The 13,883-nt window shown below is 63.8% G+C and carries 12 protein-coding genes and 1 tRNA gene; 9 read left to right on the top strand and 4 right to left on the bottom strand.

Features of this window, described 5'->3' with window-relative positions; genetic code table 11:
- Positions 1-101 precede the first annotated feature (101 nt).
- The gene (phoU, locus tag E3T27_RS00880) at positions 102-758 is read right to left on the bottom strand and encodes a phosphate signaling complex protein PhoU (RefSeq protein WP_104196450.1); all 657 of its coding nucleotides are present in this window, start codon (positions 756-758) and stop codon (positions 102-104) included.
- Between the two features lie 179 nt (positions 759-937).
- On the opposite strand from phoU, the gene E3T27_RS00875 reads away from it, so the two are divergent.
- Together E3T27_RS00875 and E3T27_RS00870 are read left to right on the top strand one after the other, a co-directional pair.
- Positions 938-2,128 carry a sensor histidine kinase gene (locus tag E3T27_RS00875; RefSeq protein WP_104196451.1) on the top strand — a complete coding sequence of 397 codons (1,191 nt, stop codon included), beginning with the start codon at positions 938-940 and terminating at the stop codon, positions 2,126-2,128.
- Complete coding sequence (locus E3T27_RS00870) at positions 2,125-2,808, top strand: response regulator transcription factor (RefSeq protein WP_104196452.1); 684 nt, start codon at positions 2,125-2,127, stop codon at positions 2,806-2,808. Before E3T27_RS00875 ends, E3T27_RS00870 begins: the two co-directional genes overlap by 4 nt.
- 61 nt (positions 2,809-2,869) lie before the next feature.
- Here the strand turns inward: E3T27_RS00870 and E3T27_RS00865 are convergent, their stop codons facing one another.
- Positions 2,870-3,415 carry a hypothetical protein gene (locus E3T27_RS00865; RefSeq protein ID WP_134571274.1) on the bottom strand — a complete coding sequence of 182 codons (546 nt, stop codon included), beginning with the start codon at positions 3,413-3,415 and terminating at the stop codon, positions 2,870-2,872.
- Positions 3,416-3,592: 177 nt separating this feature from the next.
- Here E3T27_RS00865 and E3T27_RS00860 point away from each other — a divergent pair, with 177 nt between their 5' ends.
- The 4 genes from E3T27_RS00860 (at position 3,593) to rlmB (ending at position 8,124) form a co-directional block, all read left to right on the top strand.
- Entirely contained in the window at positions 3,593-4,075 is a 483-nt protein-coding gene (locus tag E3T27_RS00860; protein WP_104192043.1) for a CarD family transcriptional regulator, read from the top strand.
- 121 nt (positions 4,076-4,196) lie between these two features.
- Positions 4,197-5,582, top strand: coding sequence for a 2-C-methyl-D-erythritol 4-phosphate cytidylyltransferase (gene ispD, locus E3T27_RS00855; protein WP_134571273.1), 1,386 nt, complete (start codon positions 4,197-4,199; stop codon positions 5,580-5,582).
- The gene (cysS, locus tag E3T27_RS00850) at positions 5,579-6,994 is read left to right on the top strand and encodes a cysteine--tRNA ligase (RefSeq protein WP_134571272.1); all 1,416 of its coding nucleotides are present in this window, start codon (positions 5,579-5,581) and stop codon (positions 6,992-6,994) included. Before ispD ends, cysS begins: the two co-directional genes overlap by 4 nt.
- Positions 6,994-8,124, top strand: coding sequence for a 23S rRNA (guanosine(2251)-2'-O)-methyltransferase RlmB (gene rlmB / locus E3T27_RS00845; protein ID WP_104196456.1), 1,131 nt, complete (start codon positions 6,994-6,996; stop codon positions 8,122-8,124). Before cysS ends, rlmB begins: the two co-directional genes overlap by 1 nt.
- A gap of 76 nt (positions 8,125-8,200) precedes the next feature.
- Here rlmB and E3T27_RS00840 read toward each other — a convergent pair whose 3' ends face one another.
- Positions 8,201-9,511 carry a DUF4032 domain-containing protein gene (locus E3T27_RS00840; protein ID WP_104196458.1) on the bottom strand — a complete coding sequence of 437 codons (1,311 nt, stop codon included), beginning with the start codon at positions 9,509-9,511 and terminating at the stop codon, positions 8,201-8,203.
- Positions 9,512-9,579: 68 nt separating this feature from the next.
- Entirely contained in the window at positions 9,580-10,677 is a 1,098-nt protein-coding gene (locus E3T27_RS00835; RefSeq protein ID WP_104196459.1) for an ABC transporter ATP-binding protein, read from the bottom strand.
- A gap of 210 nt (positions 10,678-10,887) precedes the next feature.
- Here E3T27_RS00835 and E3T27_RS00830 point away from each other — a divergent pair, with 210 nt between their 5' ends.
- From E3T27_RS00830 to E3T27_RS00820, 3 genes are all read left to right on the top strand, one after another.
- Positions 10,888-11,802: a DsbA family protein gene (locus E3T27_RS00830; RefSeq protein ID WP_104196460.1), complete on the top strand. Its 915-nt coding sequence runs from the start codon at positions 10,888-10,890 to the stop codon at positions 11,800-11,802.
- A 114-nt stretch (positions 11,803-11,916) separates the two neighbouring features.
- Positions 11,917-11,992, top strand: a tRNA-Thr gene (locus E3T27_RS00825).
- Positions 11,993-12,203: 211 nt separating this feature from the next.
- Positions 12,204-13,799 (top strand): ABC-F family ATP-binding cassette domain-containing protein, encoded by a 1,596-nt coding sequence (locus E3T27_RS00820; protein ID WP_104196461.1) that lies wholly within the window; start codon positions 12,204-12,206, stop codon positions 13,797-13,799.
- Positions 13,800-13,883: the final 84 nt, after the last annotated feature.

Here is a 13,883-nt window from a genome sequence, read left to right as displayed (position 1 = left end):
GTCGGTGCAGAAATTGCAGGAGTTATGCGAACATGGCCGCAATGAACCTACAAAGAAAGGCCCCGGAAGCGGATGCTCCGGGGCCTTTCTTGATCAAGAATTCAGTCGCGGTCGTCCTGGTGCCAAGCGCCCGTGCCGAGGTACTGCACCTTTTTGGCGATGGACACTGCGTGGTCAGCAAAACGTTCGTGGTAACGGCTGGCCAGGGTCGCGTCGACCGTGTCGGCGGCGAGTCCCTTCCAGGTTTCGCCGAGCACGGCGTCGAACACGCTCAGGTGCAGGGCGTCGACCTTGTCGTCTTCGTGGCGAATCTTGTCGGCGAGCTGCATGTTTTGGTTGGTGAGCAACTCGGTGAGCATGTTCGCGATGACCACGTCAAGGGCGCCCATCTCGGCGAAGGTGCCGCGCAGACCCTTGGGGATGACCTTGTCGGGAAACCGGTACCGGGCCAGCTGGGCGATGTGGGTGGCGAGGTCGCCCATCCGCTCGAGAGAGGCGCTGATGCGTAGGGCGCTGACCACGATGCGCAGGTCGCGGGCGACCGGCTGTTGGCGCGCGAGAATGGTTATGGCGAGTTCATCGAGTTCAACGGTGAGTTCGTCGATCTTCTCGTCTTCGGTGATGGCTTCTTCGGCCAGACTCACGTCGCTCTCGTTGAAGGCGCGTGTTGCTTTGTCCATAGAAATCGCGACGAGCCGGGCGATATCGACGAGTCGGTGTTGAACTTCGGCGAGTTCCTGTTGGAATACATCGCGCATAGGGTGATCCTTTCGGCCGCGCGAACACGCACGATCTGTGTGACCAGCCTTGGCCACCGCTTTATGGTGTCGAATTTAGGTTAACGGCAGGTGCCGCCCACTTGAACACTAACTAAAGTACAGGGTCCGGCGCAGGTGCGTTGCGAACGGGGGACGGATACTGTCAGTAATCTGTAGAGATGGAATCGACGTGGCTGGTGTTGCTGTCGCTGGCGCTCGGACTCGGTGTCGGCGCGGGTTTCGTGTCGCTCATACATGTCGCCGAGCATCACGGCCGCCGCGCCGCGGATGTCGTCAACCCCGCTGTGCCCGACGGTATCGATCAGGTGCTCGACGCCCTCGAGACCGCTGGGGTCGTGCTCGACCCGTCGAACAACGTCATCAAGACCAGCCCGGGCGCTCTCACTCTGGGCTTGGTCTGGAACCAGCAGCTGGTGCACCCCGAACTGCTCGAACTCGCCCGTCAGGTACGGCAGACCGGCGAGCCGATCTCCGAAGACCTGGTGCTGTCCCGCGGCCCGTTCGGCGACGCAAGCATGCGCTTTCGGGTGCGCCTGGCCCGACTCGGCACGCGCTATGTGCTGATGTTGGCTGAGGACCGCACCGAAGCCTTTCGCCTCGACGAGGTGCGCCGCGACTTCGTGGCCAATATCAGCCACGAGCTGAAGACCCCCATCGCCTCCGTCGGTCTGCTCGCCGAGGCTCTCAACCAGGCAGCGGATGAACCGGAGCAGGTTCGCCGCTTTGCCAACCGGTTGACGACGGAGTCGGCGAGGCTCGGCCGCCTCACCCAGGAGATCATCGAGCTGTCCCGGTTGCAGGCGCAGGATGCCCTCGCGGAACCGGAGATTCTCAGTGTCGACGACATCGTCGCCGCAGCGGTCGATCAAAGTCGGGTCGTCGCCGAGGCCGAGCGCATCACGATCGTCATCGGCAAGAAGTCCGGGGCCCGGGTGTTCGGTGACGAAGCTCTACTCACCGTCGCCGTGCATAACCTCGTCGCAAACGCGGTGAACTATTCCCTCGAGGGGTCGCGAGTCGGCGTCGGCGTGCGCCTGCAGAAGGGCATCGTCGAGATCACCGTTACCGACCAGGGAGTCGGCATCGCCGAGAGCGACCTCGACCGGGTGTTCGAACGCTTCTTCCGCGTCGACCAGGCTCGATCGCGGCATACCGGTGGGACAGGCCTCGGCCTGTCCATTGTCAAGCACGTCGTGCAAAACCACGGCGGCGACATTCGCGTCTGGTCGCAGCCTGGCAGCGGATCCACTTTCACCATCCGCCTCCCGGAGGCGGCTGCACCGATCATCGAACCACGCCCGAACAAACCGCGAACGGTCGCTCGTGCGACCGCAGGAGACACACAATGACACGCATCCTCTTAGTTGAAGACGAGAGCGCACTGAGCGAACCGTTGAGCTTTCTGCTTGAACGCGAGGGCTATGAGGTCGTCGTCGCCGAAGACGGACCGAGCGCGATCAGCGAGTTCGACCAGAACGGCACCGACCTCATTCTGCTCGATCTGATGCTGCCCGGCATCCCCGGCACCGAGGTGTGCCGAGAGATCCGAACTCGGTCGACCGTACCCATCATCATGCTCACCGCAAAAGATTCCGAGATTGACATCGTCGTTGGTCTTGAGCTCGGAGCTGATGACTACGTCACCAAGCCGTATTCAACCCGCGAACTGGTCGCCCGCATTCGTGCGGTGCTGCGTCGGCACGAGGATCAGAGTGCAGCCGACGTGGACACCATGCTCACGGCTGGCACCGTGAGTATGGACGTGGAACGGCACGCCGTGACAGTCTCCGGCGAGCTCGTGAACATGCCGTTGAAAGAATTCGAATTGCTCGAGTTCCTGCTGCGAAACGCCGGTCGCGTGCTGACCCGCGGCCAGCTCATCGACCGCGTCTGGGGTACCGACTACTTTGGTGACACGAAAACGCTCGACGTGCACATCAAACGCATCCGCTCACGCATCGAGGCAGCCCCATCAGATCCGGTCATGCTCGTAACCGTGCGCGGTCTCGGGTACCGGTTCGAAGCCTAGGGAGAAACGAAACAGGCCGCCGTCCCTGAGGGATGGCGGCCTGCTTCGTGTGTTGCGCGGGTTACGCGGAAGGCGTGGCCGTGGGGGTCGGTGTCACGGTCGGTACTTCCGTGGGGATCGGTGTCACGGTCGGTGCTGGCGTGGGTAGAAGGGTCGAGTACTCGCTCTGGGCGCCGGAGAGGACGGGCAGCAAAAGCTCAATACCGGTCTCTTCTCCGTACTGGAAGAACACCGGAAACAGCGAGCCGGGCTGGCTGTCCATGTTGTCCAGAACCACCGAGGGGGCGCCCTCTGTGCCGAATGTCACGGTCGTGTTGGCCTCAACCGGCACCTGCTGCGACACCTTTCCGGTGCTCGACTCGTACTGCACGAGCAGAGTCTGCAGGGCGTCTGTGGGGTTCACGACGGAGACGACCAGATTGGCCAGTTCCCCGTCGGTCGAGATCAGCAGAGCGTTGCGAATGTGAATCTCGCCCACATCGCCGCTGACACCGTCACTCGCGTTGTAGGCGATCGAGGTGGCCGGGGGTGCGAAAAACCCGCACGCGCTCGTGCCCAACAGAATGCCAGCCGCCAATACAACGGATGCAGCGATGCGCGCTCTCACAAAACCTCCACTACTGAAGCAGCGTTCGGCGGTGGGCCGACGCTGCAGAATTCCCTGTGCTATTAGCTTAGCGGCGAGTTTGGGGGCGCGACTGTCGTCGACGTGCCTCGCGGGGGCGCGCGTACTGTAGCACCTCTTAGCTGTGGTAAACTCTAGTCCGCTGAAGGGATCACATCCATGCTGTTTGAGGTTGGCGAGACCGTCGTGTATCCCCACCACGGCGCGGCGATGATCACCGAGGTGAAAACCCGCATCATCAAGGGTGAAGAAAAGCTGTACCTCAAGCTGAACGTCACGCAGGGAGATCTGACGATCGAAGTTCCTGCCGAGAACGTTGATCTCGTCGGCGTTCGCGATGTTATTGGCCAAGATGGCCTCGACAAGGTTTTTGAAGTGCTGCGGGCACCGTTTACCGAAGAGCCCACCAACTGGTCCCGTCGGTACAAGGCTAATCTCGAAAAGCTGGCCAGCGGCGATGTGATCAAGGTGTCCGAGGTGGTGCGCGATCTGTGGCGCCGCGACCAGGACCGCGGCCTGTCCGCCGGTGAAAAGCGGATGTTGGCCAAGGCGCGACAAATTCTGATCAGCGAGTTGGCCTTGGCCGAAAAAACCGACGAAGAGAAAGCATCCACCGTTCTCGACGAGGTCCTTGCTTCCTGAACTTCCGAGCCCAGCTCGATCATTGTGCTTCGTGAGAGGCGGCGCCGACAGGCGTCGCCTTTTTGCTTGCTTGTCCTGACCATGCTCTCCAGCCCGACCCCCGGATAGATACCCTCCAGATATGACTGATTCACCTGCATTAGCGGCTGCACCCTCGGTTGCCGTCATCGTCGTGGCCGCCGGAAGTGGTTCCCGCCTCGGGCACGTCGAACCCAAAGCATTCGTCCTACTGCAGATGCGCCCCCTCCTGGATCGTGCCTTGGATTCGATCTTCGCAATGCGTGAAGCGGTGCAAGTCATCGTGGTTGCCCCCATCGACCGGCTGATGGATGCCCGACGCATCGCCGCTTCGGTCTCCGCCCGTCACGAGGCGCCCGACACCACTACGCCGCCTCCGCCCAGTCCCGCCGCCACGTCCACCAGTATCGCCGCGCCTCCTTCGCGCACGGTCACCATCATCGAAGGCGGGCGCACCCGACAGGACTCGGTCGACCGGGGCATGAGTGCACTGATGCCGAGCATCGATATCGTGCTCGTGCACGACGCCGCGCGCGCGCTCACCCCCGCCGTCCTCTGTGACGAGGTCGTCGCTGCGGTGCGTTCCACCGGACACGGCATTATTCCGGGGCTGCCCCTGGTCGACACCATTAAGCGCATCGCTCATTCCGGCGCCATCCTCGGCACCGTCGATCGTTCTGAGCTCTCCGCAGTGCAAACCCCGCAGGGTTTTCCGCGCTCGATGCTTGCGGATGCCCACGCCCGGGCCGCGCAGAACGGCCGGTTGGAGGCCCACACCGACGATGCGGCCCTCGTCGCCGACGCCGGACTCCCGGTGAGCGTTATTGCCGGCCATCCGCTCGCCTTCAAGATCACGACCCCCGAAGACCTCGAACGTGCCGAGGCCATCCTGCACGCGGCGACTGCGTCCCCGACGCCCGCCTGGCACCTTCCGCGCATCGGCACGGGCCTCGACGTGCACTCGTTCGCTACCGACGCCACCACGGAGCTCTGGCTGGCCGGGTTGTACTGGCCAGGGGAACGCGGCCTGAGCGGGCACAGCGACGGCGATGTCGTCGCGCACGCTATCTGTGATGCCATACTCGGCGCCGCCGGACTGGGGGATATCGGCAGCGTTTTCGGCACGGCCGACCCCCGGTTCACCGATGCACACGGCGAGATTTTCCTCACCGAGACCGTGCGCCTGGTCGCCGCCGCCGGTTATCTCATCGGCAATGTGTCGGTGCAGATTATCGGCAATCGCCCCAGGTTTTCGCCGCGTCGGGGCGAAGCAGAAACGCTACTCGCCGGCATCCTCCTCGCACCGGTCAATATTGCCGCGACGACGACCGACGCGCTCGGCTTTACCGGCCGCGGTGAAGGTGTGGCGGCGACGGCCACCGCGTTGCTCTACCCCGCACCTCGCGCAGGTCGGTCCGTCGGGCAGCCGGCCGCGCCTGCGCCCTTGCCCGAGCCGGGTCAGACCCCTGACCTAAACTGGGAGGCGTGACCATGCAACTCTACGATTCGAAGGCGCAGGCCTTGCGTGACTTCGTCCCCCTCGAAGCGGGCCAGGTCTCGATGTACGTGTGTGGACCCACCGTGCAGTCCAGCCCGCACATCGGTCATCTGCGCAGTGCCCTGGTCTACGACCAGCTTCGTCGCTGGCTCAGCTACCGCGGACTGAACGTCACGTTTGTGCGCAACGTCACCGACATCGATGACAAAATTTTGATCAACGCGAAAGGATCGAGCGAGCAGTGGTGGGCCCTCGCCTACCGTTACGAGCTCGAGTTCACCGCCGGCTACCAGCGACTCGGCATTCTCGCCCCCACCTACGAGCCGCGGGCGACGGCGAGCATCACCGAGATGCAGACCCTCATCACTACCCTGATCGAGCGTGGTCACGCCTATGCCGCCCCTGATTCGTCGGGCGACGTCTACTTTGACAGTGCGAGCTGGGCGGCCTACGGCGCCCTCACCCACCAGTCGCCCGGCAATATGGAAGCGGCAACGGACGCCTCCCCACGCGGCAAGAAAGATCCGCGCGACTTCGCCCTCTGGAAGGGTTCCAAGGCTGGCGAGCCCGCCTCCGCCGCCTGGATCTCGCCGTGGGGGCAGGGCCGTCCGGGCTGGCACATCGAGTGCTCCGCTATGGCCGCCCGCTACCTCGGCGAGCACTTCGACATTCACGGCGGCGGCCTCGACCTGCGGTTTCCGCACCACGAGAACGAGCTCGCGCAGTCCAACGCGGCCGGCAGTGACTTCGCGAACTACTGGGTGCACAACGGCCTGGTGAACGTGAACGGTCAGAAGATGTCGAAGTCGCTTGGCAACTCGGTGTTCGCGGCCGAACTGCTCAGCCAGGCCCGCGCCATCGTCGTGCGCTATTTTCTCGGCGCTGCCCACTACCGCTCCACCATCGACTACAACGACGGTTCGCTGCTCGAGGCTGAAGCTGCCCTCGAGCGCGTCGAAAGTTTTCTCGACCGTGCCGACCGAAGGCTCGCCGGAACCCGGTTCGCCGGAACCGGCGTCGAGATCGTGCCGGATGACTTCGCCGCGGCTATGGACGACGACCTCGCCGTTCCGCAGGCGCTCGGCGTACTCCACGACACCGTGCGTGCCGGCAACGCTGCGCTGGATGCCGAAGACCTGCACGCTGCGGCATCCGCTCGCAGTGGAGTACTCGCGATGAGCGAAGTACTGGGAATCAACCCTTTGTCGCCCGGCTGGGCCGTGGCGACGGACGAACCGGCCATGGTGGCCCTGAGCGCGTTGGTCGAGCGACTGCTCGGCGACCGCAACCTCGCCAGGGAAAACCGCGACTACGCGGCCGCAGACCGAATCCGGGACGAACTCGTCGCCGCCGGAATCACCATCGAAGACACCCCGTCGGGTGCCCATTGGAGCTTTGACTGATGAAGAACTTAGACCGCAAATCGCGCACCGGATCGGTGCGCAAGGGCAGCCGCGGAGCCCAGGTCGGCTCCGGCGGCCAAGGGCGTCAGGCGCTCGAGGGTAAAAAGCCCACGCCGAAGGCCGAAGACCGTCCGTACCACCCCGCCGGTAAGCGCAAGGCGGCGGCGGAGCGGTTCACCGCGGCCGGCGGCTTCAACTCGCGCCCCGCAGCGGATGCGTCCGCCAACCGAGGCGGAGCCCGTGGAGGCACCCCTCGTGGCGGCGCCCGCGGCGCCTCGCAGGGTGCACCCCAGCGCGGCACTGGCAACACCGGCGGCGGCGGATCCTCGACTCGTCGGGCCAAGCAGATCGACGAGCACGAGATTGTCACCGGCCGCAACTCGGTGCTCGAGGCGCTGCGCGCGAAGATCCCTGCGCTGACGCTGTACATCGCCGCACGCATCGAAATGGATGAACGGGTCAAAGAGGTGCTGCTCATGGCGACGAGCCGCAACATCCCCATCCTCGAGGTCATGCGCCCCGAACTCGACCGGCTTGCCGGTCGTGACGCCGTGCACCAGGGGCTCGCGCTCAAGGTTCCCGCCTACGAGTACGCGCACCCGATGGAGTTGCTCGAACTCACCATCAGCCGCGGCCACAAGCCGCTGTTCGTGGCCCTCGACGGCATCACAGACCCGCGCAACCTGGGCGCGATCATCCGCTCGACCGCTGCGTTCGGCGGCCACGGAATCATCGTGCCGCAGCGTCGCTCGGTCGGCGTGACCGCCTCGGCCTGGAAGACCAGCGCCGGAGCGGCCGCCCGCACCCCCGTTGCCATGGCGAGCAACCTCACCCAGACCCTGAAAGCGCTCAAAGCGCAGGGCGTGTTCGTGCTCGGTCTCGACGGCGACGGCGACGTGTCGCTGCCCGACCTCGGCACGGGCTTCGCGGAGCGCCCCGTCGTTATCGTCGTCGGCAGCGAGGGCAAGGGGCTCTCGCGCCTCGTCACCGAGACCTGCGACGCGATCGTCTCGATTCCCATCAGTGCTGCGACCGAGTCGCTCAACGCCGGAATCGCTGCCGGAGTCACCCTGTACGAGGTGGCGCGCCTGCGTGCGCAGATCAAGCAGGCAAAGGCCGCCAAGCAGTAGCCTCGTTCCTTTGTGGACGGGGCCTGGGCCCCGTCCGAGAGGGAAGTACCGAACGGGCCAGGGAAACCACAGAAGGCTAGACCTTGAGCATCCAGTCATCGGCATCGTCGGGGTCAGCGGACGCGTCATCGCCCAGCTGCATGCGAATCGGCAGGGTGATGGCTCCGGTGAGCGGGTCGATCACGGTCGCCTCATCGCGGCGGTGGCGCAGTACGTCCTGCACGTACGAAGTCACGGCCTCGGCGAGCGGAATATCCCGCGCCTGGTTTTGCGCCATGAACCAGCGGTGATCGAGCAACTGGTGAAACACCTCTGCGCGTTCGAGTTTGCCTCGCAACTCCTCGGGGATGGCGCGCACCACCGGTTCGAACACCCGCACCAGCCACTCGTGCGCGACCATTTCTTCGTCCGCTCCAGGGTCGCCGTAGGCAGCCCGATAAGAGTCGAGGTCGTTCAGCAGACGGCGGGCCTGGTTTTCTTCCGCGTCGAGGCCGGTCAAGCGCAGTAGCCGGCGCTGATGGTGGCCAGCGTCGACAACTTTCGGCTGGATGCGCACGCTTGAACCCGTGCTGTCGGTCTTGATGGCGAGTTCCTCGATGTCGAAGCCGAGGTCATTGAGACGTTCCACCCGCTGCGCAATTCGCCAGCGTTCGGAGTTGGAGAAGGACTCGGAGCCGGTGAGTTCCTGCCAGAGCAGCCGATAGGCCGCGACGATGCCGTTGCTGATGCGCACCGGGTCCAACTCGTCGGCGACGCGACCGCCGGCTTCCAGATCCATCAGCTCGCCGGCGATGTTCACCCGGGCAATTTCGAGGTCGTTCTCGCGCTGGCCGTTCGAGAGACCGCCCGAGTACAGCTGTCCCGTTTCAGCATCGACGAGGTAGGCGGCGAAGGCGCCGGCGTCGCGACGAAACAGGGTATTCGAAAGCGAGACGTCGCCCCAGAAAAAACCGATCATGTGCAGGCGCACCAATAGCACCGCGAGGGCATCGACCAGCCGGGTGGCGGTATCCGGGCGCAGTTCGTGCGAGTACAGCGCACGGTACGGGAGTGAGAACTTGAGATGACGGGTAACCAGAACCGAATTAAGCGGGTCGAGCGCGGCATCCGTTCTGTCGGTGATGACGGCTACCGGCTCGACGCAGGGGATCTCGAGGTTGGCCAGGGTGCGCAACATGTCGTATTCGCGCTTGGCCATCTCGCTCGTGGTCTCTTTGATGGCCACCACCCGACCGCTCAAGTGAGCGAACCGCACGAGGTGGCGCGAGATGCCCTTGGGCAGTGAGGCGATGTTCTCATTCGGCCAGGCGTCGAGGGGCAGCTGCCACGGCAGGTCGAGCAGGGCAGGATCGACCGTAGCCGACGTGATGTTGAGTGAACCGCTCATTATTTGACCCTAACAAACAACAAACGGCTGGAGGGAGCGCACTCCCTCCAGCCGTTTTACGATACTGACTAGTCGGTGACGGCGCCGCCGAGGCGCAGGCCGCTTTCCGCGTCGAACACGTGCAGGTGGTTCGGCGTGGCCGTGAGGTACACCGTCTCACCGGCGTTCGGGTGCGAACGGCCGTCGACGCGCGCGACGATGTCGGTGCGCTTGCCCTCGATCGTGGAGTGACCGTAGAGGTAGCCGTCAGCGCCGAGTTCCTCAACCAGGTCGACCTCGATCTGCAGGCCTTCGCCGGCGGCGGACGACATCTGGATGTCCTCCGGGCGAATGCCGACGGTCACCTTCTTGCCGGTCGAGTTGGCGAGCGTCTCGCGCTGCACGGGAACGGTGGCCGTGCCGAACTTGATGCCGCCATCGACGGTGTCCGCGAGGAACAGGTTCATCGCGGGGCTGCCGATGAAACCGGCCACGAACACGTTCTGCGGCTTCGCGTACAGGTCGCGAGGCGAACCGACCTGCTGCAGGACGCCGTCCTTCAGGACCGCAATCCGGTCGCCCATGGTGAGAGCCTCGGTCTGGTCGTGGGTCACGTAGACGGTGGTGACGCCGAGCCGACGCTGCAACGAAGCGATCTGGGTGCGCGTCTGCACGCGCAGTTTGGCGTCGAGGTTGGAGAGCGGCTCATCCATCAGGAATACCTGCGGCTGACGAACGATCGCGCGGCCCATGGCAACGCGTTGACGCTGGCCGCCGGAGAGTGCCTTCGGCTTGCGGCTGAGGTATGGTTCCAGATCGAGCAGTTTGGCCGCTTCGAGCACGCGGGCGGCGCGCTCATCTTTGTTGATGCCGGCGATTTTGAGCGCGAAACCCATGTTCTCGGCGACGGTCATGTGCGGGTACAGCGCGTAGTTCTGGAAGACCATGGCGATATCGCGGTCTTTCGGCGGAACATCCGTTACATTCCGCTCGCCGATGAAAATACTGCCGTCGTTGACCTCTTCGAGACCGGCGAGCATGCGCAGTGACGTGGACTTGCCACAGCCGGACGGGCCGACCAGGACCAGAAATTCGCCATCCGCGACTTGGAGGTCGAGCTGGTCGACAGCCGGCCTGGTGGACCCCGGGTACAGCCGGGTTGCCTTGTCAAAGGTCACTGAAGCCATAATTATTTCTCCTTCACCGGCAGGAACGTGCCGGACGATCCGTTGTGAATAGGATTCATGCTTCGTGTGCTATAGCACGCGCTTCCTTCGATATTACACGACGGATGCCCCGGCGCGGGTCCGCGACCCGTTTGGTCGATTCCCAGTCACGGGACCTACTATCTCAGAGGCGCCTTCACGCGCGCTCCCTCTTCTGGAAAGCGATTTTTTATGACTATTGGCGGATCAGGCGACGGCAGTCCCGCAAAAAACCGGCGGCGTGACGCCGCCCGGGTAAAAGCCAAGCAGCTTCGAGTCAGTCAAAAAAAGAAGGACCGCCGGAACAAGGTATTTTTGCAAGGCGGCATCGCGATCGCAGCCGTCGCGATCGTCGTATTGGTTTCCGTAATCATCATGAATTCGATCAAACCCGCCGGTCCGGGCCCGAAGAACATGGCCAGTGACGGCGCTCTCATCGGCGAGGGAATGGTCACTTCTCTGACACCCGCATTGCAGCCCGACGCAAACCCGAGGCCATCCAAACCGGATACCACCGGCGCCGTAGCCAACATCCGGATCTACGTCGACTACCTCTGCCCGCTCTGCGGCGACTTCGAAGACGCCAACAACAAACAAATCGCCCAATGGGTCGACTCCGGCGCGGCAACAGTGGAAATCCACCCGGTAGCTATTCTCACGAGCAAATCCGCCGGCACCAAGTACTCCCTGCGCGCAGCGAACGCGACAGCGTGCGTCGCCAATTACTCACCGGATGATTTCTTCGCCTTCAGCTCGGCCCTGTTCGTCGACCAGCCGAAAGAAACATCGCCCGGCCGCAGCGACGACGAGATCAAAACCGTCGTCCGGAAATCCGGTGTGAACACAGCCCTCTCCGACATCAATGCCTGCATCGAGGACGGCACCTACGAGTCGTGGGTCACAGCGGCAACCAACCGTGCGCTCGACGGTCCTATCCCCAATTCCTCAATGGAGTCCATCATCGGAACGCCGACCATCCTGGTCAACGGCAAGCCATATACCGGATCGCTCGAAGACCCGAAAGAGTTCGCCTCCTTCGTACAGGTGGCCCTTGGCGAGACGTATTCCACCTCAACGCCGACGCCAGATCCCACCCCCGGCGGGTAGTACGCCACATCGCCGAAGCGGATGCTTCAACTCGCGCCACGCGCATCCGCTTGGCTGTTGCCCGTGGCAGCGCTGAAATCATTTAGGATGGTGGACTGAGGCCCCGTGCCTCATGCCGGCCTGGCGCAATTGGTAGCGCACCACTCTTGTAAAGTGGGGGTTACGGGTTCAAGTCCCGTGGCCGGCCCCACGACTCCCACGCCAGAAGCGTGAGTGGGTTTTCAGCCGGATGGGCGCTCGCCCGCGATGCGGTTGGCGCAGCGGGTGAGGTCGGCGTGGCTACGGCGATGCGTCGCGGGCCTACCCTATGGCCTCAGCCGCCGGGCAAAACAGGGTCGCCACGTACACTGATGGCGGGGTTTTTAGGTGCGGATGCCCGCGCGCCCTGAGAGGAAACACGCATGAGCCTGATCCGGCTGAACGACGTCAGTATTCGCTTCGAGAACACGCAGATTCTGCGCGAAGCGTTCTTTCGCCTGGAGCCCGGTGACCGGGTCGGCCTGATCGGCAAGAACGGCTCCGGCAAATCCACCATTCTCAAGCTCATCCTCGACCAGGTCTCGCCCGACACCGGCGAGGTCACGCTCGAGGACGGCATCCGGGTCGGCTACTTTTCCCAGTTCTCAGAACTCAACGGCGCCCAAACCATCACCGAAGCGCTCGACGCGTTGTTCGTGGACGTGAAAGCGATTGAGGCTGAACTCGCGGCGATTGACGCGGCAATCGCCCTCGACGCTTCGGCCAGCGCAGAACTCGACCGGTTGATCACCCGGCAGGGCGAGCTATTCGAGGAGATGGACCGCCTGGACGGTTGGGACTACAAACGCCACATTGACACCGCGCTGACCACCCTCGGGTTCAGCGAGGCGCACCGCGTCTGCACGATTGACGAGTTGTCCGGCGGCTGGCGCAACCGTGCTGCCCTGGCCAAGATCGTGCTGGAAGCTCCTGACGTGCTGCTGCTCGACGAACCCACCAACTATCTCGATGTGGCCGGCGTTGAGTGGCTCGAAGCCTGGTTCACGAGCTTCAAGGGTGCCGCCATCGTCGTCTCCCACGACCGCAAGTTTCTCGACGCCGTCGTCACCCGCATTATCGAGGTGGAAAACTTTCACCTGCACGAGTATCCCGGCAACTTCGGTGAGTACATCGTGCAGAAGCAGTTTCGGCTCAAGACTCTTCAGGCTCAGTTCGTGCACGAATCCGAGCTGCTTGCCTTCGAGGCCGAGGGAATCGCCGACCGTCGGGAAGCAGCCAAGGCGGAGAGTCGCCAGCTCGGCAACCAGCTGGCCCACATCAAGAAGTCGCGCACGCCGCGCCCGGTAGACCAGATCATCACCGAGATCTACGGCAATTTGCACGTCAAGGACGTGCTGTGTCGGGTCGACGGCCTCGCCAAGAGCTACGGCGACAAACTCTTGTTCGAAGACCTCAGCTTCGAGGTGCGCCGCGGCAACCGCATCGTCGTCCTCGGCAGCAACGGCAGCGGCAAAACCACCCTGTTGCGGGTGCTCACCGGTGAGGAGACGGCCGACCACGGCTCGGTCGCCTGGGCCAGCGGCGCCGGCGTCGTCTCGTACAATCAAATTCTGGCCGAACTTGACGAGACCGACACCGTCAGCCATGCCGTCAACGCCATGCCCGGCAGTCTTGCCCTCACCGCGACGAAAAAGTCGGTCAACCGTTTTTTGACCATGTTCCAGTTCAGCGAGGCCGATCTCAAGCAGAAGATCGGTGCTCTCTCAGGTGGGCAGCGCGCCCGCGTGGCGATGGCCCAGTGTTTGCTTTCCGGAGCTTCGGTGCTGTTGCTCGACGAACCGACCAACCATCTCGACATGTCGAGCACCCAGGTGATGGAACGCGCCCTCGTGCACTTTCCCGGCGCCGTCGTGGTGGTCAGCCACGACCGCTTCTTCACCGACAAGATCGCCAACCGCCGCCTGGTTTTCGGCAGCGACGGAGCCGCCCCCGGCCAGATCCAAGTGCGCGCCGCTTGACTCTCGCCGCCCCGTCTCTCACGGACGGGGCCCGGGCCCGGGCCGTGGGCCCAGTCTATAAACTGGGCCCGGGGTCATAAGGTG

Source organism: Cryobacterium lyxosi, assembly GCF_004403345.1.
GTDB classification, from domain to species: Bacteria; Actinomycetota; Actinomycetes; order Actinomycetales; family Microbacteriaceae; genus Cryobacterium; species Cryobacterium lyxosi.
The sequence above is the reverse complement of the archived record's forward strand: the minus strand, read 5'-3'. Positions and strand labels throughout refer to the sequence as shown.